Origin of the sequence: Neomoorella stamsii (genome assembly GCF_002995805.1) — a bacterium.
Lineage (GTDB): Bacteria > Bacillota > DSM-521 > Neomoorellales > Neomoorellaceae > Neomoorella > Neomoorella stamsii.
Window position 1 is genome coordinate 140522 of the sequence record NZ_PVXL01000046.1, and the last position, 21039, is coordinate 161560.

The window sequence follows — 21039 nt, forward strand, 5'->3', positions numbered from 1 at the left end:
GCTGGCGACGATAATCATCTCTGCGTCAGGATTATACCTCGGGACGGCGGTAGAACCAGGGTGCCACTTTCATAAATCCCAGTTCCCGGTATTGAAACAAGCTCTCGGTAGCCCCGATAAACAGGACGCCTCCCGGGGCCAGGGCCTGGTAAAAACGGCGGTAAAGCTCATTCTGGGTAGCGGTGGTAAAATAGATGACAACATTGCGGCACAGGATCAGGTGATAACCGCTGTTAAAAGGATCTTTTAAAAGGTCGTGCCGGCGGAAATTAACCATGTGCTTAATTTTTTCCTGGAGGTAAAAATGATCTCCTTCCCGGCGAAAATAACGTTCCAGGCGCTCCGGGGTAACTGCCTGGACGGCCCGGCTGGGATACACCCCCCGGCGGGCGGCAGCCAGAGCGCTGGTATCAATATCGGTGGCGTCGATCTGGTGCCGGCCGGCAGGAGCCAGCTCGTTAAGTAAAATGGCTACTGAGTAGGGTTCCGGCCCGTCGGCACAGGCAGCACTCCAGACCTTCAAGTTGCGGTGGCGGGCCAGCAAGGACGGCAGGACCTCTTTTTCCAGCCGGGCAAAGATCTCCGGGTTGCGGAAAAACTCCGAGACGTTAATGGTAATCTTATCGATAAAGCGCTGCCATTGCTGGCTGTCCTGGCTCAAAAGGCGCAGGTAAGCTGCGTAATCCGGTACCTGGAGAAGGGACATCAGGCTGTCAATGCGCCTTTTGAGCTGGGGCTCTTTGTAGCCGTCGAGGTAAAGGCCAAAGCGCCGATGCACCTCGTGCTTGAATTCGGCAAAATCCATAAGTGCCTCCACTTATATTATCTTTACCGGCCGGCCGATGGTGCGAATATGTACATCGCCATTAAGCAGGTCAAAGATCATGGTGCGGCCATAATTACCACCTGTATCGGCGCCAATAATGGGAACACCCAGCTCCTGTAACGTCTGCCGGACCATGGCCGTATTGCGCTGGCCTATATTTAACAAGGAAAGGTGCCGGTCACCGGAAGTAAACATCTGGGCGCCACCGGCTATTTTGGCTGCTAGCATACTGCGCCGGGCGCCGCGGCGAAGCATCTCGGCCAGCATGTCCGGAAGGGCCAGGTCGGCAAATTTCGCCCGGTTACCCCGGTCCTGAAATTGGCTGCTGTCGGGTAGCATGATGTGGGCCAGGCCCCCTATCTGGCTGGTGGGGTCATAAAGGGCAATGCCCACGCAGGAGCCCAGCCCCAGGGTGACCAGGCGCCACGGGCCACGGGCTACCTGCCACTCGGCTATGCCAACTTTAACCTCTTCTGGTTTGATTACAGCCTCCATGGGCCTTCCTCTTCCGTTTTCTTTATTTTTGAGCTTGACTTACATATTTTAGCACCGGCGTGGACATAATACAATATATATTCATGGTGGGAGGTCCTGCTATGCTTTACTGTTCCCGGTGCGGGCAAGCCTTGCCGCCGGGATGGCGTTTCTGTCCTGAGTGTCAACCTGATCCGGTTCCAGGGAATCCCCGGCGAGAGGCTCACCTGTATCTTCTCCTGGGCAATTTTTCTTTCGCGCACCAGCGCCCCCAGCTGGCCGCCCTTTTCTACCAGGCCGCCCTTGAGGTAGACCCGGCCAATTGGGAAGCCTGTTTCAACCTGGGGTGCCAGGCCTGGCAGCAGGGTGATGTCGACCGGGCCCTTACCTTTTGGGAAGCGTCTCTGAAATTAAACCCTGATAATTACCTGGCCCATTTTAACCTGGGTACCTATTTCCTCTACAACCGCAATTTAAGTGCTGCCCGCTACCACCTGACCCGGGTACGCCGGATTAAACCAGGCTACCTGGCGGGCCGCATCAACCTGGCTACCGTTTACCTGCTCCTGGGCCTTTTCGAAGCATCCCGGCGGGAATATGCCTTTGTCCTGGAACGGGACCCAGATCATAAAGGTGCCCGGCGCGGCCTGGCCCTGGTTAATAAGGTTGCTATTGCCAGGCGCTAGTTAAACCGGCGGTCCAGCACCCAGCTACAGAGTGATGCTTTTTAAAGCTGAGTGCTGGATTAACGCCGCAGGTTATTGGCCAGGCCCCACATTTCATCGGCCACCCGTACGGAACGGGAATTCAACTCGTAGGCCCGCTGGGCCAGGATCATTCTGGTCATGGTTGTTGCCAGGTCGACGTTGGCCGCCTCCAGGTAACCGGAACGGATAGTACCCAGGCCTGCCGTCCCGGGCCTGCCGGCAGCTGCCATCCCGCTGGCGGCCGTTTCCCGGTAAAGGTTATCGCCAACGGCTTCCAGCCCGGCCGGATTGGGGACGTTATAGAGGTTTATCTCTCCCAGAGCCTGCGTTTCCCCGTTAATTGTCGCCGTTACCGTGCCATCGCCAGTAATAGTGATCTTTTCAGCCCCGGGCGGCAGGGCAAAGGGTACATCCAGGTAGTAGCCGCCGGCGTTGACCAGATAGCCATCACCGTCGCGGTGAAAGTTGCCGTCCCGGGTAAGGAACCATTCCCCGCCCGGTCCATAAACGGCAAAAAAGCCTTCCCCCTGGATGGCAAGGCTTAAAGGGTCGCCGGTGCTCACCAGGGCTCCCTGGCTGAAGTCTTTTTCTATGGCAGCCACTTTTACTCCTGCCCCCAGGGCCGGTGCTGCTGCCGGCGCCTGGGGCCGGTCTACGGGCATACCGCCTTCCTGGACCGGCCGGTAGACCAGGTCGGCAAACTCCGCCCGGCCCTGCTTGTAGCCAGTGGTGTTAACATTGGCTAGATCATTGGCCAGGCTGTCTACCTGGAGCTGCTGCGCCTGCATACCGCTGGCCCCGCGCCAAAGTGCGCCAATCATTTGTTAACCCTCCTCTACCGTAAACTCCCTACTTCGTTGACGCTCTTGCCTAGCGTCTGGTCGGCGGCCTGGATAGCCTTCTGGTTGGCCTCATAGGTCCTCAAGACGGCCAGCATATCCACCATTTCCCGGGCGACATTGACATTGGCCTTCTCCAGCCAACCCTGCCTGACCTGGAAAACGGCAGCCGGTACAGGCTGTACCCCCTGGGGGGCTGTAAAAAGATTGTTGCCCTGGCGCTGGAGCAGGGGTAAGGTTTGCGCATCAAAGGTTACAATCCGCAACTGGTCGACAACCTGGCCGTTAATCAGCACCTGGCCGCTGCTATCAACCTTAAAGTTTGTCGTACCTACATAGACGGCGCCGTACTGCCCCTGGACCTGATAGCCTTCCGGGGTAACTAAAAAGCCGTTGGCGTCTACATGGAAGGAGCCACTGCGGGTATAGGCCTCGGTACCCCCTGTCTGGACAGCGAAGAAAGCTGGCGGGGTGCCCGCCGCAGTATCCAGGAGGGCCAGATCCGTGGGTCGCCCGGTTTCTTCCAGGGGGCCAGAGGCATAGTTGGTATGGATGCGGTCGACCATAACGCCGGGGCTAAAGTAACCTACCGGGGTGGCCCGGCCCTTTTCCAGGCGCTGAAGAAGCATCTCGGGAAAGGACTGGATGGTTGCTGTCTCGCTCTTAAAGCCGCCGGTACTGGCGTTGGCCAGGTTATTGGTTATGACATCCTGGCGCAGTTCCTGGACTATCATGCCGGTGGCGGAAAGATATAAACCCCTTAACAATTGTTTTCCCCCCTCAAAATAGCTTTATCTTAGGCTGGCATTGTCTGGCTTCGCTCCATGGTCCTCGCGGAGCGGCCTAAGGCTCAGCCTCAGGCTCGGGCGGGGTTCCCGGCCTATTCGGCGTCCTTGCCTCAAAGGCCGGCCTCGGACCTCCTGTCCTCGGCCCCGCTTATCATCCCTCGGCTTCGCCAGGGCCGCTTAGCCACTCAGACCAAGTCGCTTGCCTAAGACAAATGCCAGCCCTCTAACATTTTCGCTAATCCATTCAATAACCTTGCTGGCCTGCTTTTTTGCTAACTAACTGGTTAACCGCCTGATAATCTCTTTTATGTCCCCGGCGGGAAGATAATAGGACCCGGCCTTGAGTTTCTGTTCTACACCCTGGCGGTGAACTTCGGCTTCAAAGGACGCGGCGGCCGCCACGCCCTTTTTTTCCAGGAGGGCGGCAATATCCTCCAGGCCGGCCCCTGCCGGGATGGTAACCAGGATTTCTCCATGCGTATCCGCGGGAGCGGCCTGCTGCGGCCCGGCGGGCTGCTGTTTCATCTCTTGAGCCGGCGGGGCATTATCCCGGGAGGCAGGCGCGAAAGGGACTACTTCCTCCCGGAAGACCATGCCGTAGGTGCGGGCCCGGGCAATAATTTCCTCCCTGGTGGGATCGTGCTGGAAAATAAGCAGCAGCAGCCCCGCCAGGAAAAACCCCACACCCAGGCCCAGGCCGAAGGGAGCCAGGAAGATACGTTTTTTCTTTAACGCTTCAGGTTGAGGATTAATGCAATTTCACCCTTTCCCCGGCCAAACCGCCGCGCCAGGCTGTCGATACTCTCGCCGGCGGCATGGGCCAGGCGGATTTTCTCCTGGATGCTTAACGTCTCCGGCCCGGGGGTGGTCCCTCCTGCCGGCCCGGCCGCCGTTGTCCTTTCGGGTACAGCTTTTTCCCCCGCCGGCCCGGCGGACGTCCTTTGCGGGCCAATTGCTTCTCCTGTCTCCCTGGCCGCTACCGCTCCTGCCGTCCCCCCGGCCAGAGCAGTTGCCAGGTAGGAACGAAAAGTTCCCGGCACCGCCCCGGAGGCAGCAGTTAACTCCTCCAGCCTGGCCGTAAGGGCGGTCACTTCTTCCTGGAGTATTGCCAGGCGTTCGGCCAGCTGTTCGTCACCACCTGTTTGCCCCTGACCGCCCCGGGGGGCAAAGCCCAATGCCGTCGGCTCCCCGGGGTTCCCTTCCCCGGCCAGCAGTATCTTAAAAGCGGGCAGGCAGGTAATTACAATCAATATCGCTCCTGTAACTAAAAAGAGATAAGCCACTTTAACCACCTACATAAAATCGGCTAAATAGCGGCGCAGGTTTAAGATGGCCCGGCCGTGGAGCTGGCAGACCCGGGATTCGGAGACTCCCAGTATTTTGCCGATCTCCTTCAAGGTCAAGCCTTCGTAATAATACAGGGTGAGAACCAGGCGGTCTTTCTCGTTTAAATGCTTGAGACCCTCGACCAGGGCGCGGCGGAGTTCCTCCTGCTCATAACGCCCGGCAGGATCCGGGCTCTGGGGATCGGCCAGCAGTTCTCCCCTGGTTGCTCCCTCTTCCCCTTCCCGGTCAAAGAGAAAGTCTTCCAGGGAAAGGACGGCCATCTGGGAACCCCGTTCCATGAGTTCCTTGAGTTCTTCCACCGTTATCCCTGCCGCCGCCGCCACCGCCGCATCACTAACCTCGCTCCCCTGTTCCTGCTCCAGGCGGCGGTACACCTGGCTCACCCGGCGCAGCTTTTCCACCAGGGTGCGGGGGGCCCAGTGGGCCTGGCGCAGGGCATCGAGGATAGCCCCGCGAATGCGCTGGGAGGCAAAGTTTTCAAAGTTAACGCCCCGGGAGGGATCAAAGCGGTCAATGGCCTCCAGCAGCCCGATTATTCCATAGCCAACCAGGTCTTCCTGGTCCAGGTGCCGCGGCGGTTTGACTGCCAGGCGGCCCACATGGTATTTCACCAGGGGCAGGTACTTGAGGACCAGTTGCCGGCGCCCGGCCTCCCCGCTCCCGGCCAGGTACGTTGCCCACAGGGCGCTATCCTTAACAGCCATTTTCCCTAGCTCCTCTGGCGCCTTTCTTCTAGCAGCCGCTGGAAAACAAAGGCAATAATCTGGTCTTCCTGCCTTTCACTGATACCCTCAAAGGCCACACCCACTTCATAACGCGTCACGCCGTCTATTTCCCGCGGGGCCACGCGCTTGACTCGCCCCGCCAGGCGCATGGGTAAATGGTGGCGGCGACCAGGCAGGTGAAGTTCCAGGTAAAGGAGGTCGCCCACCTCAACGGGGTCCCGGAGGACCAGTTGCGCCCCGCCGCCACTTATATCTACCGTTACTCCCCTTTTATGGGGCCGGGGCGGGCGGTAGGGCCAGTCGTCCTTCAACCAGACGGCATAACGAAATTCCAGGGCCGCCTTGGCCCGCACGTGGGAGCGCGTCTGGATGCGCCGGTAATCATCCGGGTAGGCCAGGTAGTAAAGGGGGGGGTCTCCCGGCAGGTAACGCTGTACTTTAGTAGTGAATTCATAACGGGCATCCTGCCGGTTGCAGGCAACCTCGACTACTCTCCCCGGTGCCAGGACTAGTTCATCACTCCCCGGAGCAAGGACGGCAAAGCCTTCTTCCCCCGTATCCTGGATAATGGTGCGGAAATCTTTACTGCCAGGAGTTTTGATGATTATGGGTAAATTGATCATAATAAAGTTTGGCCTGGCCATGATGCCTCCCCTTCTTATCTTCCCAGCAAACGGCCCAGGCGCTGCCAGAATCCCTGGCTCCGGCCTGCCGGCAGTTCCTGGCCCTGGAGCCTGGCGGCGGCTTCTTCCAGGGCCTGGGCCGCCGGGCAGCGGGGATACAATTCGCTAAATGGCTGCTGGCATCGCACCGCCTGGCCTACCCGTGGGTCCTCGGGAATGATCCCCAGCAACGGCAGTTCCAGCTGCAAAAAACGGCGGCAGGCACCCTGGAGTCGCCCGGCGGCCTGCTGGCCCTCCAGCTTATTCGCAGCCCTGTTAACGAGAAGATGCATGCTTACTTTTAAACGCTGCAATCCTTTGATTAAGCCATAGGCATCGGTTATGGAAGTAGGTTCCGGCGTTGCTACCACAATGGCTTCCCCGGCGGCAGCCGCAAAGCTGAAAACCGTCCGGGAAATGCCGGCACCAGAATCCACCAGGATTATATCCACCTCAGTCGCTAGCAACGCCAGGTCATGAATAAGCCGGTCGCGGGCCAGGTGGTCCAGGTCGGCCAGTTCCTGGATACCGGAGGCCCCCGGCACCAGGAGCAGGTCATGGGGGCCGCGGATAATCACTTCCTCTAAACTACACTGCCCACCGATGACTTCCCTCAGGCTGTAACGGGGTACCAGGCCCATGAGGATATCCACATTGGCCAGGCCCAGATCGGCATCAAAGAGGAGGGTCCGCCGGCCCTGGCGGGCCAGGATCAGGCCCAGGTTAACGGCAATATTGGTCTTGCCCACGCCGCCTTTACCGCTGGCTATGGCAATGACCCGGGACCGCTCCTCCAGCCGTTTGTACACCAGTTTACGCAGCCTGCCCGCCTGGTCCATCTTTTGTCACCGCTTCCCAGATGCGCCGGGCCAGGAGGTGGGGATCGGCCGGTTCGAGGTCATCAGGTACATCCTGGCCGGTAGTTATATAAGCCAGGGGTACTCCCGCCGCTGCGGCTACGGTGAGCATTACCCCCGGGCAGCTTGTCTCGTCGAGTTTGGTGAAAATCAACCGGTTGTATTTGAGGCTGCGGAAATTTTCCACCGCCCGGAGCAGGTCCTGGCGCCTGGTGGTACAGCTCAAGACCAGGTATACCTCCCGCTCAGGGATAACCTCCAGGAACCCCCGCGTTTCCGCCAGCATAGCTTTATTTTCCGGGGCCCGGCCGGCAGTATCAACTAGAACTACATCGCAGTGCTCCAGGCGTTCCAGGGATGCGCGCAATTCCCGTGGTGTCATGGCCACCTCCAGGGGCAGGCCCATAATTTCGGCATAGGTCTTGAGCTGGTCCACGGCCCCTATGCGGTAAGTATCCAGGGTAATCAGGCCAACCTTTTGCTCCTGGTAAAGGCTGTAGCGGGCCGCTATCTTGGCCAGGGTAGTTGTCTTGCCCACGCCGGTGGGGCCGATAAAGGCCTGAACCCGCTGCCGGGACTGGGACGCTACCTGGTGGCTTAAGTGGTCGGCCAGGCGGCTACGGATGACATCGCCGATAATTTCTGTCCCGCCGGTGGCCTCAATGCCATCTAAAAGTAAAGCCACCAGCTCCTCCTCCAGCTCCTGGGCCAGCAGGCGCTGCCGCAAGGCTAACAGGTGTTCCGGTACCGGAGGGCTGCCAGGCCGGACCAGGCGGTTAAGAGCGGCTTTGATCTCGGCCAGTTCCCGTTGTAGCCCCTCCAGGCCGTGCAGGCCGTTATTTCTTCCTCCGGCAGGGTTCACTGCCCCGGCAGGCGTTACCTGACCCTTGCCGTTCCCTGGCTGTAACGCCGCCTTACCTGCCGGCGCCGCCGGTTCCGGCAGTTTCCTTTCCGGCGCCTCCTCTAGGGCCGCCGTCACTTCCAGGCGGGGCGGTAAAAAGAGACCCTTCAGCCCTGGCTGACGTACCTGGCGGGTGGCCACAATAACTGCCTCCGGCCCCAGGTCACGGCGGATGGCCAGGTAGGCTTCCTGCATGTCACGGGCGAGATAGCGTTTGATCTTCACGCCACATTCACCGCCTCTACGGCCTCAACTTCCAGGCCGGGTTCCAGTTCGTTATAGGCCAGGACCGGGACATAGGGTAAAGAACGCTGGAGCAACCGCCGCAAAGGCAGGCGGACCCTGGCCGAGCATAAGATCACCGGCTGGACGCCGCCAATGGCGGCTTTCTCCACGGCCTGTCCCAGCCTGTTAAAGAGTTCCCGGGCCATCTCCGGGGCCAGGGCCGGGAAATTACCCTGGGAGGTGGGCTGGATGGCCTCCACCAGCTTCTGCTCCAGCTGGGGGTGGAGGGTAATGGCCGTGAGCTTGCCCTCCCGGGCATACTGCCGGCTGATGGTGCGGCTCAGGGCCTGGCGCGCCGCCCCGAGAAGGTAATCCGGCTCCCGGCTGGTGCGGGCGGCGTCGGCCAGGGCTTCCAGGATACTTACCAGGTCACGGATGGGCACCTGTTCCTGGAGGAGGCCGGCCAGTACCTTCTGTACCTCGCCTACCGTCAGGAGATCTGGCACCAGTTCCTCAACCACTGCCGGGTTATTCTCCTTGATTTTATCCAGGAGTTCCCTGGTTTCCTGGCGGCCCATGAGTTCAGCGGCATGGGCCTTGATAAATTCCGTCAAATGGGTAATGAGGACGGTAGTAGCATCGACAACGGTGAAACCGGCCAGTTCCACTTCCTGGCGCCTGGCCGCTGGTACCCACCAGGCCGGCAGGCCAAAGGTAGGTTCCCGGGTAGCTATACCTCCCGGCGGTCCCTCGTTACCGGCCGGGTTCATGACCAGAAGATGGCCGGGCTGGATTTCCCCCCGGGCAGCTTCCACGCCCCGCAGCTTGAAGGTATAGCCATGGGGCGGTAACTGCAGGTTATCCCGGATGCGAATGGGCCTGACGTATATGCCCATCTCGGTGGCACACTGGCGCCGCACGGCCGCCAGGCGGTCCAGCAGGTCGCCCCCTTCGGTTTCATCGGCCAGGGGAATCAGGCCGTAGCCGATTTCCACCTCCAGGGGGTCCACCTGGAAAAAGCTCAAAACATTCTCCGGCTGGCGCTGGGAAGCCTTTTGGGCCGCAGCAGCTTCCTGCCGGCGCTGGCCCTGCATTCTTTCCTCCCTGGCCAGGGCATAAGCGGCATAACCCACCCCGCCGGCCATAATGAAAAAGGTCAGGTGGGGCATCCCCGGCAAAAGACCCATCAGGAAAAGGATGGCAGCCACCAGGCCGGCAATGCGGGGAAAGCCCGTTAGCTGGCCGATTACCTCTCTGCCAAAATTGTCCAGGGCCCCGGAGCGGGTCACCAGGATGCCGGTCCCGGTGGAAACCATGAGGGCCGGCAGCTGGCTCACCAGGCCGTCGCCAATGGTCAGGCGGGTGTAAGTCTGCAGGGCTTCCATAAAGGGCATCTTCAGCTGCCAGACACCAATGGCCAACCCCCCCAGAATGTTAATGGCCGTAATGATCAGGCCGGCAATGGCATCTCCCCGGACAAACTTGCTGGCACCGTCCATGGCACCGTAAAAGTCGGCTTCCCGCTGCAGTTCCCGCCGCCTGGCCCGGGCCTCGTCCTCTGTCAGCAGGCCGGCATTGAGGTCGGCATCGATGCTCATCTGCTTGCCGGGCATGGCGTCCAGGGTAAAGCGGGCCGCCACTTCGGCCACCCGCTGGGCGCCGCTGGTAATGACGATAAACTGGATGATGGTAATGATTAGGAATATGACAAAGCCGACGATATAATTCCCCCGGACGACAAAGCTGCCAAAGGTTTCGATAACATGACCGGCATCGGCCCGGCTTAAAATCAACCTGGTGGAGGAGATGTTGAGGGACAGGCGAAACAGGGTCACCACCAGCAGCAGGGAAGGAAAGACGGAAAAATCCAGGCTCCGGGAGACAAACATGGTTGTCAGGAGGATAACCATGCTTACGCCCAAGCTGACGATGAGCAGGAAGTCCATGACCAGGGGACTGACGGGAATGACGATGAGCATGACTACCCCCAGGACCAGGGCCGCTACCAGGATGTCGTTATATGGATTGAGGCGCCTCAGGGCGCCAATCAAGCCGGTATTTGCCGCCATAGAGCAGTTTTTCCTCCGGAAATAGCGTTCTGTCAAAAATGTGCCTTCTGGTAGGGATATGTCCCTGCGCCGCTCAGGAGCTACGCGCCGACAGAACTACGGCTCGGTTCGGACTGTTGCTCGCCGCCTTCCGGATTGCCAATGAAAAGGCTTCCTGCTCCGCTGGCCAAGATTCTTCTATGAGGTCATGCAGTATTCCTCGCCAAGGCACGCTCAGGCGTCCTCGGCGGCGGCAACGGTTACCTCACCTCGCCTGCTCTTTTGACCTTCGCTTCGCTATTCGCGGCTCCGGGACATATCCCCACCCAAAATTACCGTCACGATGCGGCTTCGTGCTAAGTTTACTTACGCCTCGAACCAAGTCGCCCTCCGCCTGCACCCTCCAGCCCTTTGCCTCAGCCTACATTTTCATGGTTCGCTAGTGGGGGCGTCAGCCACCATGAGGGGCTCCTCCATAAATGCCTCTTTATAATCTCCCCCGCAAACGATAGATCTGGGCCAGGATCTCCGCCACCGCCTGGTAAAGGGCCACCGGGATTTCCTGGCCCAGTTCCACCTGGCGATACAGGGCCCGGGCTACCGGCGGGTTGGCGACTATGGGGACGTTATGCTGGCGGGCTACGGCCTTGATCCGCTCGGCTATGCTGCCTGCCCCCTTGGCCACCACCCGCGGTGCCCCTTCTGTTTCCCGGTAACGCAGGGCCACGGCCACGTGGATAGGGTTGGTAATGACCACAGTGGCTTCAGGCACGGCGTGCATCATACGGTGCCGTGCGAGCCTCCTCTGTTTCTCCCTCAGGCGCGAACGAACCAGGGGGTCGCCTTCCATCTGCTTCATTTCTTCCTTTACTTCCTGCCTGGTCATTCTTAAATTGCGTTGAAACTCGCGCCGCTGGAAGATGTAGTCGGCTGCCGCCAGGCCCAGGAATACGGCCAGGGCTCCCAGGCCCACCCGGTAGAGGAGCTGACCCACCAGGTCCAGGGCTGCCGGGAGGCCCATATCGACGGTCATTAATAGCTGGCCAAACTGCCCCTTGACCAGGGTCCAGACCACCAGGCTTACCACTACTACCTTGCCCAGGCTCTTAATGAGCTCCATGAGGGCGCGGCGGGAAAAGAACCGCTGCAGCCCTTTCACCGGGTCCAGGTTTTCCAGGCGCGGCATAATGGGGTCCAGGGAAAAAATGAAACCCGTCTGGGCAAAATTGGCCGCCAGGCCCACGGCTGCCGCCAGCAGTAGCAGGGGGGCCAGGAGCAGGCCGACCTTAAAAGCAAGGTGGCTGAAGATAGCCATCAGGACTTCCCCATCCAGGTCCTGTCTCCAACCGTCCTGAAAAACACGGCTGATGAGGCCGGCCATCTCCAGGTAAAAGGCCTCCCGGCGCCAGTAGAGATAAATAATACTTACCAGCAGGACAAGGGCGGCGCTCAGGTCATTGCTCCGGGCGACCTGGCCTTTGCGGCGCACTTCCTGGAGGCGGTGGGGCGTAGCCTCCTCAGTCTTTTCTTCGGCAAAGAGCTGCAGGTCTATTTTGCCTTCCATCAACGGGGCCAACCCCGCAGTAACATGGCCAGGTCATGTTCCATCTGGCTGAAAAGATTATGAAATACTGTTGCCAGTATAGGTAAAATGGCGATTAAGACCAGGAGGCCCAGGCCTATTTTCAAAGGGAATCCCAGGATAAAGACATTCAGCTGGGGTACCGTCCGGGCAATTAAACTTAAGGCCAGGTCGGCAATGAGAAGAACCACTATTACCGGCGCCGCGATGCGCACCGCCAGGCTGAACATACCGCTAAAGAGTTTGACCACGGCCCAGGCGATATTACCGTCAAAATGCACCCCTCCCAGGGGCAGGAGGCGGAAGCTCTCCTGCAGGGCCAGGAGCAGGATGTGGTGGCCGTCCAGCTGGAAGAACAGGAGTAAACCCAGGATGGCAAAGAACTGGCCCATTAGGGTAGTTGAGGCAGCATTCTGGGGGTCAAAGAGGCTGGCCATCCCCAGGCCCATATGCAGGTCCAGGAGCTGTCCGGCTACCTGGACGGCGCTGAAGATCAGGGTGGCCAGGTAGCCCAGAGCCAGGCCGGCCAGGGATTCGTTCAAGACGGCCAGGGCATAGGCCCCGGTACCGGTAAAGGTTGGCTGCCCGGCCGGTAAAACAGGGAACAGAAGCATAGATACCAGCAACCCCAGGCCGGCCTTTACCAGGGGCGGAACCCCACGGATGCCGAAGAAGGGAGCCGTCACGAAAAAGGATGTCGTCCGGACCAGGACCAGGAAAAAAAGCTCTGCCTGGGCTAGATAGATCATGTTATTTCACCAAACTCCCCAGGTTGCCGAAGATCCGGGTTGTAAACTGAATTAGAGTATTGAGCATCCAGGAGCCCAGGAGAAGCATCCCCAGAATGACGGCGACAATCTTGGGTACGAAGGTCAGGGTCTGCTCCTGGATCTGGGTGGTGGCCTGGAGGATGCTGATCCCCACCCCCACGATCAGGCTCAAGCCCAAGGCCGGTGCCGCCAGCAGGAGGGCGGTGGTCAGGGCCTCCCGGGCCAGGTGAATGACGAACTCCTGGGTCATGTTTCTTCCCCCGTTCGTTTGTTTCAATCCTCGCCCGGCAGGCCGGCCGGGCAGGAGCGGCCTAAAAACTCTCCAGCAGGGACTTGACTACCAGGTACCAGCCGTCGACGAGGACAAAAAGCATGAGTTTAAAGGGCAGGGAGATCATCACCGGCGGTACCATAAACATGCCCATGGCCATCAGGGTGCTGGCAATTACCAGGTCGATAATCAGGAAAGGAATGTAGATCAAAAAACCCATCTGGAAGGCCGTCTTCAGCTCGCTGATGATAAAGGCCGGGATGAGGACGTGCATGGGCACGTCGTCACGGGTGCGGGGCTGGGCCATGCCCGACATGCGGACAAATAAGGCCAGGTCTTTTTCCCGCGTCTGGCGGTACATGAACTCCCGCACCGGTTTTGCCCCGGCAGCCAGGGCCTGCTCCTGGGTGATCTGCCCGGCCAGGTAAGGGTCAATGGCCTGGGTCTTGACCTGGTTATATACCGGCGCCATGATAAAGAAGGTTAAGAACATGGCCAGGCCGATCAGCACCTGGTTGGGCGGTGTTTGCTGGGTGGCCAGGGCGCTGCGCACAAAAGACAGGACAATGATAATCCGGGTAAAGGAGGTCATGAGCAGCAGGATGGCCGGCACCAGGGCCAGTACCGTCAGCAGGACCAGGATTCTAACGGTATCCACCACCTGCCGGGGATCGGTGGTCTGGATTAAACTGTTAATCTCCATGGCCTCTGAACCTCTGCCAGGTTGACAACCACCCGGTCAATAATCCCCTTAGACCCGTCGGGGTGACAGCTTCCTTTTCCTTTTCTACCAGGGACTGGAGGGGGTACACCGTTACTTCCCCCGCCGTCGCTGCCACCGCAGGATAATCAGGCAGTTCCGCCAGTAAAACCGGAGCGCCTTCCCCCAGGCCGACCAGGAAATGCCTGTCGCCGCAACGAATAACCGCCAGGCCGCTTTTACTGCTTAAAGGTAGTCTTTCAACCAGTTCCAGCTGTCCCGGCCCCACGGCTCTTCCCGTAGCCCGACCCAGGCCAAAGCGAACCGTAGCATAGGCCAGGCCCAGGACCAGGGGTAAAAAGATTACCAGCCGCAGTAAAGCCAGGACAAAATCGCGATCCATACCTAGTCCTGCCCTTCTTTCTTTACGTCTGCCAGGTTGTTGATCCTGACACCAAAGGCATCGTTAATCACCACCACCTCTCCCGTGGCCAGCAGGATACCATTGACCCTGACCTCCACCGCCTCGCCGGCGAGCTTGTTGAGAATGATCAGGGACCCTTCCTTCAGCTCTAGGATCTCCTTCACCTTCAGGCGCGTCCGGCCCAGTTCCGTAACCAGGCGTAAAGGAACATCATCAATGCGGTCAAAGCTGGCCTTCACCCTGGCTACCGGGGCCGGCTGCAGGGGTGCAAAACGGGCTTTTTCAATGCGCGGCTGGTCCTCGCCGGCAGCCATGGCCTCTAAAAGCTTCTGGATCTCCTCGTCCGTCAAAGGCATAAAAAGACTCTCCTACTGGATGATAAATTCCTCAAAATAAAGGCCCCGCACCTGGCCAGCAATCAGTTGCGAATTAATGGCCGTCAAGAGTTCTCGTTTCAGAGCATCTTCATTTTGCAGGTCATCGGTCTTCTTGCTGCGCAGCACCGAAATAATGGTATCGCGGATGCGGTAAAGTTTGTCATTGAGTTCGGTAGTCAATCTTGCATCACTGTACTCCAGGGTAATCTTTAAACGCAGGTAGCGGCGCAGGCCCGGGTCGGCCAGGTTGACAACAATGGGCTCCAGGCTCATTTTCTGCATATTCAATGGTACCTGATTGCCGGCCGTTGCTGCCGCCGTCAAGCTCCTGCTGCTGCCGCCAAAGAAAAAGTAGTAAACGTAACCGCCAATTAAAAGGAGTATCACCAGGAGTAAGGCAACGATCAACCGGGGCCGGTTCTTCTTCTCTTTTTTTTCTGCTTCGTCTCTGGGGGGCACTTCTTCCACCTCTTTCTTTATTGCAGCTGTGTCCATCTTCTTGCCAGAGCTATCAGGTGGTCCCTATCAGCAATACTACGCGCCTGTTTTCCGCCATATGCTCCGGGGTATCGTTGGGGTAAAGGGGACGGTATTCCCCATAACCTATAGCCACAAAACGCTCCGGTTTCAGGTGGTGTTCCTCAATAAAATAACGCACCACCCGGGCGGCCCGGGCCGTGGATAACTCCCAGTTGGAAGGAAACTGGATGGTATGGATGGGACGGTTATCCGTATAGCCTTCAACGCGCACCTCATTGGGTATCTGAGATAAAAGGCCTGATAGTTTGTCCAGCAACTTGATGGCTTCGGGTTTTAAATCCGCCCTCCCGGAATCAAAGAGGATACGCTCTTTGATGTCCAGGGCGATGCCCCGTTCCTCGTAGCGCACCTCAACCATGGACTCCAGACCGTTGGCCGTCAGGAAGTTTTTGACCGTCTGGTAGGTCTCCATCATTTCCTGGGCCCGGGCCAGGGCGGCAGCTGCCTCCGGGGTTTCCAGGTTCTCGGGGTAGTCCGCCGGCGCCGGCTCTGTTTCCACGATAGGCGACACACCACCGTCCAGAATCCCCATTCCCTGGTAGGAAGCAATAAACTGCTGGAATTTTTGCTGGTTCAATACTGAAAAGGAAAAAAGGAGGACGAAAAAGACCACCAGCTGGGTCATGAGGTCGGAGTATGTAGTCATCCATGCCGGCGCGCCTTCTTCTACCTTCTTTCGCTCCTTTTTGATGGCCATGACTAATTCCTTCCCCTCCAGGTATCTCTGCCATCCCCGAAAGCCTGCCTTCCCCGCATTATCTCTCCTCCTGCTTAAATGTTTCCTTTACTCCTCCGGTTGAAATACCTCTTAAGTTCGCTGCCGGAATACTTCTTCCTGAGCTATTTCCGCTTCACCGGCTGGCTGGCGCCGGGGTTTGGGTGCCAGGAAGGAACGCAGGCGCTCTTCCAGGATGCGCGGGTTGACGCCGGACTGGATGGAGATGATGCCTTCCAGCATCATCTGGTGCAGCATCATTTCCTGTTCGCTACGCAGGCTGAGTTTCCCCGCCAGGGGGATGAAAATCATATAGGCCATGATAGCGCCGTAAAACGTGGTGATCAGGGCCAGGGCCATGCTGGGACCCAGGGTTTCCGGTTTATCCAGCTTGGCCAGCATCTGCACCAGGCCAATGAGGGTGCCGATCAAGCCAAAAGAAGGAGCCAGGTTGCCCCAGGTTTTAAAGATGCCCTGGCCAATCTCATGGCGGCGGGCCATGTAGGCCATGTCTGTCTCCAGGATTTCCCGGATCATCTCCGGTTCCATGGCGTCTACCATCATCTGGATGCCTTTGCTAAAAAAGGGATCGTTCAGGCGGTTGGCGTCATCCTCCAGGGCGAGCAGCCCTTCCCGCCTGGCCTTGCGGGCTAGCTCGCCAAAGAGTTCGATGAGTTCTTCGGGGTCCATAAGATCGGTGGTAAAGGCCTGTTTTACCGTACCAAAGACGTTTTTAACGTCCTGGAAGCTGAAATTAATCAGGACAGCGGCAAAGGACCCCCCTACCGTCACCATCAGAGAAGGGATATTCAAGAAGAGTTTGGGGTTACCACCCATGACCAGGGCCCCACCCATAAGGCCAATGCCGGCGATAATTCCGGCCACCGTCATGTAGTCAATGCGCCGCAACCTTTATTTCACCTCATCCTGGGAACTTGCCTGCTGGAGGATCTGACGCCGGTAGGCAATTACCCGGGCTATAATTTCATCTACCGTCTGGGTTACTAAAACCTTTTTACCGCTGGTAAGGGTAATGACTGTTTCGGGAACACTCTCGAGGCGCTCGATGAGTTCGGCATTGAGGATTATCTCCCGCCTGTCCAGGGTGGTGACCTTGATCATATGCCTTGCCGCCCTCCTTTAGAGATAACTCTTTACGTTCATTCTTTCCTTGGGGAGTGGGCAGGACCCTCCCGGCGCCGGCTGCGTCCTTATCCAGGGCCTGCGCTTTGCCTTGGCCTCAAGACGTATGGGCGCCTTCTGGGAACCTGCCCTCACCCCTGAGCTGCCAGATAGATTGACGGCTGGAAAACGCCTAAAGACTAGCGCTTCAGGTTCACCAGTTCCTGGAGCATCTGGTCGGAAACGGTAATGGTCCGGGCGTTGGCCTGGAAGCCTCGCTCGGTGATAATCATGTCGGTAAACTCCTGGGCCAGGTCAACGTTGGACATCTCCAACGCCGAGGGGATGATGGTGGTGTTGGGGAAATTAGTATCGCCAGCCACTCCTTGTATTGCTGAACCGGCTCCATCTGCTGCAGCATATAGATTACTTCCGATTTTATCTAAACCTGACGGGTTAGGGAATTTTACTAACCTTATCTGAGAATCCTTTGTCCCATTTACATATACATTACCGTACTTATCTATGCTATAACTAGTAGCATTTGTACCGATGTTTATGCCATTTCCGCTGGAATCCTGAACTATCAAGCCGTCAGGAGTAACCAGATTACCCTCGCTATCAAAATGAAAATTCCCCGCGCGAGTGTAATAAACATTATCACTGGCATCTTTAACCTCGAAGAAACCATCCCCCTGAATCATTAAATCTGTTCCATTACCAGTAGAAGACGCAGCACCCTGGGTATGCATCACGTCAATACTATTTAAGGCGACGCCCAGGCCGATTTGCTGGGGATTGGTGCCGCCTATACCGGCAGTGGCATCGCCCGCCGAACCGCCGCGCAAGGTCTGGTAGAAGACGTCCTTAAAAGTCACCGTGCTCCGCTTGAAACCTACCGTATTCACGTTGGCGATGTTGTCGGCGATGACATCCATGCGCAGCTGGTGGGTACGTAGTCCGGAAACACCGGAAAAAAGCGAACGCATCATGGTAAATTCCCCCTTTTTTACGGGCCGCCTCTGTCAGTCGGCGGCCCCGGGCCTCCCCGCCGGGGTCCGGCCCTACAGTAAAACGGCGCTGTCAATATTGGTAAAAACGTTCTCCCGCAGTTCCTGCCTGCTGGCCGCCGTGATTACCGTACGGTTCTTAATACTGACCACCAGGGCCAGGTCGTCCAGCAGGACCAGGGACTCCCGGGCACCTTTACCGGCGGCCTTGTTAACACCCTGCTCCAGGCGGGCCATTTGCTCCGGTGAGAGATTTATCTTCCGGCTTTCCAGGCGCTCGCTGGCGTGGCGGGAAAACTTCAGGCCCGCCAGTTTTTCATTAAAGATTGCCTGGAAATCCTGACCAGGCTTCACCCCGGCTGCCGGCGGTTTAGCTGCCGGGGCAACCGGCGGTGTCAAGGCCTGCCACTCGATGCGGTTCAAAAGCAATCACCTGCCCTTTATGCCAGTTCCAATTATTAACAAACTCCAGTGGAACCCTTTTGACCGGCCAGGGGCAGGTACTTAACTGGCAGGCTCCGTCTGGGCTGGAGTTGCTGGCATAGCTACTTCCGCAATGGCCTGCAAAGGCACCTGTTGCCCACCGACCAGGAGCATGACCCCCTCTGCTGTCCAGCTAACTTTACTCACCGTTCCCGTTAAGGTCTGGTCGTCAACCACGGCCGCCACTTCTTTGCCGATGAGCCCTACGGTTTGAAGCATTACGTTTGCCTGGAGTTCTGCTTTAAGTTCTTCGTGCAGGGTGTTTAAAGTATCATTAAGGGAATCGCCAAACTTGTTAAAACTCTCGTTTAGGTTATGCATTTGCTCCAGGGCACTGAACTGGGCCATCTGGGCGATAAACTCAGTGTTGCTCATTGGGTTTAAGGGATCCTGGTTACGCAGCTGAGCTGCCAGGAGCTTCAGGAAATCATCCTTACCCAGCCCCCTGGTGGTTACGGTGGTGGTTGTCCCCGACCCGGTAGCCGTCACACTGCTGGCGTTCACCGGCTAATCCCTCCTTTAGTTTTAAGGCTTTAGGATGACCTTTACCAAAAGCGTGGTTGTATTTCAAACGAGCTGGATGGGTTTAGTGAAATACTATCTCCCATTGGTTATTGTTTATCTACCAGTTATTTCTTGTGACTAAGCCAGGTAATCAAGGCGGTACCAGGTACCGAAAGTTACTGTTTCTTCCTCATGTGCGGTCCAGGCCGCCCCGTGCTGCCAGCCCGGTCTCTGGCGGTGTTCGCCACGGCTGCCGGTCTGGTAATCGCTCCCATGGCCCCCGCCAGCAACCTGGACCTGGACCTGGTCCAGGCGTAAACCCTGCTGGGCTACAGCCTGGCGCATTTCCGGTACTGCCGCCTGGAGGGCCCGGGCGGCTTCGCTGTTTTCTACCAGCAGGTGCAGGGCCAGCCGGCCTCCTTCCAGGGTAGCCCTGAGCTTCATATTCCCCAGGCTTTCCGGCTGGAGCTGGATTTCCAGTTCCTGCTGGCTACCGGGCCGGCTCATCCGGGCTGAAGCTATGATAGTGGCCATCACCTCCGGTAGGTTACTTACAGGTAATACCACCCCGCCGGCCTGCTGGCCTATCCCCGGGAAGAGGGCAGGAAAGCTTCCCTGTCCGGCCACTATACTGTCGTTACCGGTTATCCCTGGCCCACCAGTAGTCCCGGATCCCCTTTGCCCGCTGGTATGGTTCCTGTCCGGGCCGGGATTAGCAGAGTTAAGGATATTCCCTGGAGCTCTGGCCTGGTGCCCAGCTTCCTGGGAAAATAGCATGCCGCCGTTTTTAGCCTGGCCCTGTACTTCGGGTACCCCTTGCTGGAAACTACCCTTGCTACCAGCGGCCCTTAAGCTAGACGTGGTCCCTGGGCTAAGGCCATAGCCCGGCAGGCCGGCTCCCTTTTCTAAGAGTATACCTTCCGAAGTAAGGCTAACCTCATTCCCCGCTGCCCCAGGGATAGTCGCGGTAGTTAAGACCGCCTGTCCTTCCCCGGCAACCACAGTAACCACTTCTTTACCACGGGTCACCGTGACAGTTGTTGCAGGTAACCTCCCTGTGACAACATCAAGGCCAGCTGTTTTCTGGCCAGGTAAAAGGGTATGGGGTTTCCCCTGGCCTAAGGGATTAGCAGCCTCTGCCGGTACTCCTTCACCCGCAGGCATGTTGTTCTGGTGAGAGTTACCGGCCCTGGCGGCGGTAGCGGCCGCTTTACCAGCAGCGGCACCAGGCTCACCTCCCGCCTCTTTGACTCTCTGCTGCCCCTCCGGGGCTTCATCCTGCTTAACGGGAGCAGCCTGGTTTTCCCCTTGTTCCTGGGATTTCACACCGGGCGGTGTCCGGTCTACACCGGCAGCCTCCCGGCCTGCTCCGCGTACCTGCTGGCCCGCCCGGTCATCCGGCCCGGTAGCGGCCGCTCCCCGGCCAGCGCCGTCAGGCCTTACAGTATCTACCTTTTCCCGGGCTGCCGTTTCTCGCTGGCCCTCACCTTTCCCGGACAGTTCCTGTCTGCCGGCAAATTGGGTTAAGCCAGGCCGGTGCAGCAGGCCGGCCAGGTAAAGGGTAAAATCGCTTCTTTCTCCTGAACCCCAATCCCGTTCCCGGACCGGGGCTTCCCAGCCAGCAGTCTTTGTTACAGCCTGTACGGTCATTTTTTCACCCCCTTCCGGCGATGTATATTATTGCTAAGGTTATTCACCTGAGCGGCGGTGGCAACGGCTACCTGCTGCCTCATCTATTTGCTTTTGTTCCTCCCTGGCCAGGTTGTACTGGTAGATGGCCAGCTGGCGGTCGCGCAGGCGGTCCAGGACTTTCCGCTCCTGCATGGCCACCTGCACCTGGTCGCATTTCTCCCTCACTACCAGCCGGGCTCGGGCCACCTTTTCCTGCTGGCTGGTTATACGGTTATCCAGGGCTTCCAGCAGGGCTACTTCCCGGAGCAAATCGCCTGCCGCTAACGCCCCCTGAATGGCCGGACAGCTGACCCGGAGCTGCCGGTAATGTTCCAGGCGGTTCTCTTCTTCTTCCTGGTGGCGGCGGGCTGCGGCCAGTTGCAGTTTAAGCTGTTCCTCCAGGGATGCCTTGTAGGAACGTACCTTTTCCAGGGAAAAGCGGAAACCAGCCACCGGGCAACGCCTCCGAAA

General features: G+C 58.3%; 27 protein-coding genes. 1 reads left to right on the plus strand and 26 read right to left on the minus strand.

Translation table 11 applies throughout. The features are described 5' to 3' along the window. Positions 1-31 precede the first annotated feature (31 nt). Both MOST_RS09960 and MOST_RS09965 read right to left on the minus strand, forming a co-directional pair. Complete coding sequence (locus MOST_RS09960) at positions 32-805, minus strand: CheR family methyltransferase (protein WP_054938409.1); 774 nt, start codon at positions 803-805, stop codon at positions 32-34. Between the two features lie 12 nt (positions 806-817). Then, positions 818-1321, minus strand: a complete 504-nt coding sequence (locus MOST_RS09965; RefSeq protein ID WP_054938410.1) for a chemotaxis protein CheD — start codon at positions 1319-1321, stop codon at positions 818-820. Between the two features lie 101 nt (positions 1322-1422). Here MOST_RS09965 and MOST_RS09970 point away from each other — a divergent pair, with 101 nt between their 5' ends. Continuing rightward, complete coding sequence (locus MOST_RS09970; protein ID WP_054938411.1) at positions 1423-1986, plus strand: zinc ribbon domain-containing protein; 564 nt, start codon at positions 1423-1425, stop codon at positions 1984-1986. 59 nt (positions 1987-2045) lie between these two features. Here MOST_RS09970 and flgG read toward each other — a convergent pair whose 3' ends face one another. From flgG to fliJ, 24 genes are all read right to left on the minus strand, one after another. After that, positions 2046-2828 carry a flagellar basal-body rod protein FlgG gene (flgG, locus tag MOST_RS09975; RefSeq protein ID WP_054938412.1) on the minus strand — a complete coding sequence of 261 codons (783 nt, stop codon included), beginning with the start codon at positions 2826-2828 and terminating at the stop codon, positions 2046-2048. A gap of 14 nt (positions 2829-2842) precedes the next feature. Beyond that, positions 2843-3613, minus strand: coding sequence for a flagellar hook-basal body protein (locus MOST_RS09980; RefSeq protein ID WP_054938413.1), 771 nt, complete (start codon positions 3611-3613; stop codon positions 2843-2845). Between the two features lie 297 nt (positions 3614-3910). Further along, on the minus strand, positions 3911-4318 hold the full coding sequence (locus MOST_RS09985; RefSeq protein ID WP_054937849.1) for an MltG/YceG/YrrL family protein: 408 nt from the start codon (positions 4316-4318) through the stop codon (positions 3911-3913). A gap of 44 nt (positions 4319-4362) precedes the next feature. After that, entirely contained in the window at positions 4363-4917 is a 555-nt protein-coding gene (locus tag MOST_RS09990) for a hypothetical protein (RefSeq protein ID WP_054937848.1), read from the minus strand. Positions 4918-4926: 9 nt separating this feature from the next. Further along, the gene (locus MOST_RS09995) at positions 4927-5685 is read right to left on the minus strand and encodes a FliA/WhiG family RNA polymerase sigma factor (RefSeq protein WP_054937847.1); all 759 of its coding nucleotides are present in this window, start codon (positions 5683-5685) and stop codon (positions 4927-4929) included. A 5-nt stretch (positions 5686-5690) separates the two neighbouring features. Further along, entirely contained in the window at positions 5691-6350 is a 660-nt protein-coding gene (locus MOST_RS10000; RefSeq protein ID WP_054937846.1) for a flagellar brake protein, read from the minus strand. 14 nt (positions 6351-6364) lie between these two features. Next, positions 6365-7207: a MinD/ParA family protein gene (locus tag MOST_RS10005; protein ID WP_054937845.1), complete on the minus strand. Its 843-nt coding sequence runs from the start codon at positions 7205-7207 to the stop codon at positions 6365-6367. Continuing rightward, positions 7182-8351 (minus strand): flagellar biosynthesis GTPase FlhF, encoded by a 1170-nt coding sequence (gene flhF, locus MOST_RS10010; protein WP_054937844.1) that lies wholly within the window; start codon positions 8349-8351, stop codon positions 7182-7184. The genes MOST_RS10005 and flhF overlap by 26 nt, the downstream gene beginning before the upstream one ends. Further along, positions 8348-10420 (minus strand): flagellar biosynthesis protein FlhA, encoded by a 2073-nt coding sequence (gene flhA / locus MOST_RS10015; RefSeq protein ID WP_054937843.1) that lies wholly within the window; start codon positions 10418-10420, stop codon positions 8348-8350. Before flhA ends, flhF begins: the two co-directional genes overlap by 4 nt. A gap of 466 nt (positions 10421-10886) precedes the next feature. Beyond that, positions 10887-11963 (minus strand): flagellar biosynthesis protein FlhB, encoded by a 1077-nt coding sequence (gene flhB, locus MOST_RS10020; protein ID WP_106007137.1) that lies wholly within the window; start codon positions 11961-11963, stop codon positions 10887-10889. Next, on the minus strand, positions 11963-12730 hold the full coding sequence (gene fliR, locus MOST_RS10025) for a flagellar biosynthetic protein FliR (protein ID WP_054937841.1): 768 nt from the start codon (positions 12728-12730) through the stop codon (positions 11963-11965). Before fliR ends, flhB begins: the two co-directional genes overlap by 1 nt. A 1-nt stretch (position 12731) precedes the next feature. After that, positions 12732-13001: a flagellar biosynthesis protein FliQ gene (gene fliQ, locus MOST_RS10030; protein ID WP_054937840.1), complete on the minus strand. Its 270-nt coding sequence runs from the start codon at positions 12999-13001 to the stop codon at positions 12732-12734. A gap of 61 nt (positions 13002-13062) precedes the next feature. Continuing rightward, the gene (gene fliP / locus MOST_RS10035) at positions 13063-13725 is read right to left on the minus strand and encodes a flagellar type III secretion system pore protein FliP (RefSeq protein ID WP_054937839.1); all 663 of its coding nucleotides are present in this window, start codon (positions 13723-13725) and stop codon (positions 13063-13065) included. Then, entirely contained in the window at positions 13715-14125 is a 411-nt protein-coding gene (locus MOST_RS10040; protein WP_054937838.1) for a flagellar biosynthetic protein FliO, read from the minus strand. The genes fliP and MOST_RS10040 overlap by 11 nt, the downstream gene beginning before the upstream one ends. A 2-nt stretch (positions 14126-14127) precedes the next feature. Beyond that, positions 14128-14502 (minus strand): flagellar motor switch protein FliN, encoded by a 375-nt coding sequence (fliN, locus tag MOST_RS10045; RefSeq protein WP_054937837.1) that lies wholly within the window; start codon positions 14500-14502, stop codon positions 14128-14130. A 12-nt stretch (positions 14503-14514) separates the two neighbouring features. Further along, on the minus strand, positions 14515-14982 hold the full coding sequence (locus tag MOST_RS10050) for a flagellar basal body-associated FliL family protein (protein WP_054937836.1): 468 nt from the start codon (positions 14980-14982) through the stop codon (positions 14515-14517). 52 nt (positions 14983-15034) lie between these two features. After that, the gene (locus MOST_RS10055; RefSeq protein WP_054937835.1) at positions 15035-15760 is read right to left on the minus strand and encodes an OmpA family protein; all 726 of its coding nucleotides are present in this window, start codon (positions 15758-15760) and stop codon (positions 15035-15037) included. Positions 15761-15871: 111 nt separating this feature from the next. Beyond that, positions 15872-16687, minus strand: a complete 816-nt coding sequence (locus MOST_RS10060) for a motility protein A (protein WP_083476784.1) — start codon at positions 16685-16687, stop codon at positions 15872-15874. Between the two features lie 3 nt (positions 16688-16690). After that, on the minus strand, positions 16691-16900 hold the full coding sequence (locus tag MOST_RS10065) for a flagellar FlbD family protein (protein ID WP_054937834.1): 210 nt from the start codon (positions 16898-16900) through the stop codon (positions 16691-16693). A 200-nt stretch (positions 16901-17100) separates the two neighbouring features. Next, entirely contained in the window at positions 17101-17892 is a 792-nt protein-coding gene (locus MOST_RS10070) for a flagellar hook-basal body complex protein (RefSeq protein WP_054937833.1), read from the minus strand. 72 nt (positions 17893-17964) lie between these two features. Continuing rightward, positions 17965-18333 (minus strand): TIGR02530 family flagellar biosynthesis protein, encoded by a 369-nt coding sequence (locus MOST_RS10075; protein ID WP_244267208.1) that lies wholly within the window; start codon positions 18331-18333, stop codon positions 17965-17967. 81 nt (positions 18334-18414) lie between these two features. Next, positions 18415-18897 (minus strand): flagellar hook capping FlgD N-terminal domain-containing protein, encoded by a 483-nt coding sequence (locus MOST_RS10080; protein WP_083476783.1) that lies wholly within the window; start codon positions 18895-18897, stop codon positions 18415-18417. 138 nt (positions 18898-19035) lie between these two features. Further along, the gene (locus MOST_RS10085) at positions 19036-20547 is read right to left on the minus strand and encodes a flagellar hook-length control protein FliK (RefSeq protein ID WP_054937831.1); all 1512 of its coding nucleotides are present in this window, start codon (positions 20545-20547) and stop codon (positions 19036-19038) included. Positions 20548-20586: 39 nt separating this feature from the next. After that, positions 20587-21021, minus strand: coding sequence for a flagellar export protein FliJ (gene fliJ, locus MOST_RS10090; RefSeq protein WP_054937830.1), 435 nt, complete (start codon positions 21019-21021; stop codon positions 20587-20589). Positions 21022-21039 lie beyond the last annotated feature (18 nt).

Coding starts and splice junctions, on each gene's coding strand:
- MOST_RS09960 (WP_054938409.1), bottom strand. CDS start 805: ATGGATTTTGCCGAATTCAAGCACGAGGTGCATCGGCGCTTTGGCCTT.
- MOST_RS09965 (WP_054938410.1), bottom strand. CDS start 1,321: ATGGAGGCTGTAATCAAACCAGAAGAGGTTAAAGTTGGCATAGCCGAG.
- MOST_RS09970 (WP_054938411.1), top strand. CDS start 1,423: ATGCTTTACTGTTCCCGGTGCGGGCAAGCCTTGCCGCCGGGATGGCGT.
- flgG (WP_054938412.1), bottom strand. CDS start 2,828: ATGATTGGCGCACTTTGGCGCGGGGCCAGCGGTATGCAGGCGCAGCAG.
- MOST_RS09995 (WP_054937847.1), bottom strand. CDS start 5,685: ATGGCTGTTAAGGATAGCGCCCTGTGGGCAACGTACCTGGCCGGGAGC.
- MOST_RS10000 (WP_054937846.1), bottom strand. CDS start 6,350: ATGGCCAGGCCAAACTTTATTATGATCAATTTACCCATAATCATCAAA.
- MOST_RS10005 (WP_054937845.1), bottom strand. CDS start 7,207: ATGGACCAGGCGGGCAGGCTGCGTAAACTGGTGTACAAACGGCTGGAG.
- flhA (WP_054937843.1), bottom strand. CDS start 10,420: ATGGCGGCAAATACCGGCTTGATTGGCGCCCTGAGGCGCCTCAATCCA.
- flhB (WP_106007137.1), bottom strand. CDS start 11,963: ATGGAAGGCAAAATAGACCTGCAGCTCTTTGCCGAAGAAAAGACTGAG.
- fliR (WP_054937841.1), bottom strand. CDS start 12,730: ATGATCTATCTAGCCCAGGCAGAGCTTTTTTTCCTGGTCCTGGTCCGG.
- fliQ (WP_054937840.1), bottom strand. CDS start 13,001: ATGACCCAGGAGTTCGTCATTCACCTGGCCCGGGAGGCCCTGACCACC.
- fliP (WP_054937839.1), bottom strand. CDS start 13,725: ATGGAGATTAACAGTTTAATCCAGACCACCGATCCCCGGCAGGTGGTG.
- MOST_RS10040 (WP_054937838.1), bottom strand. CDS start 14,125: ATGGATCGCGATTTTGTCCTGGCTTTACTGCGGCTGGTAATCTTTTTA.
- fliN (WP_054937837.1), bottom strand. CDS start 14,502: ATGCCTTTGACGGACGAGGAGATCCAGAAGCTTTTAGAGGCCATGGCT.
- MOST_RS10055 (WP_054937835.1), bottom strand. CDS start 15,760: ATGGCCATCAAAAAGGAGCGAAAGAAGGTAGAAGAAGGCGCGCCGGCA.
- MOST_RS10065 (WP_054937834.1), bottom strand. CDS start 16,900: ATGATCAAGGTCACCACCCTGGACAGGCGGGAGATAATCCTCAATGCC.
- MOST_RS10070 (WP_054937833.1), bottom strand. CDS start 17,892: ATGATGCGTTCGCTTTTTTCCGGTGTTTCCGGACTACGTACCCACCAG.
- MOST_RS10085 (WP_054937831.1), bottom strand. CDS start 20,547: ATGACCGTACAGGCTGTAACAAAGACTGCTGGCTGGGAAGCCCCGGTC.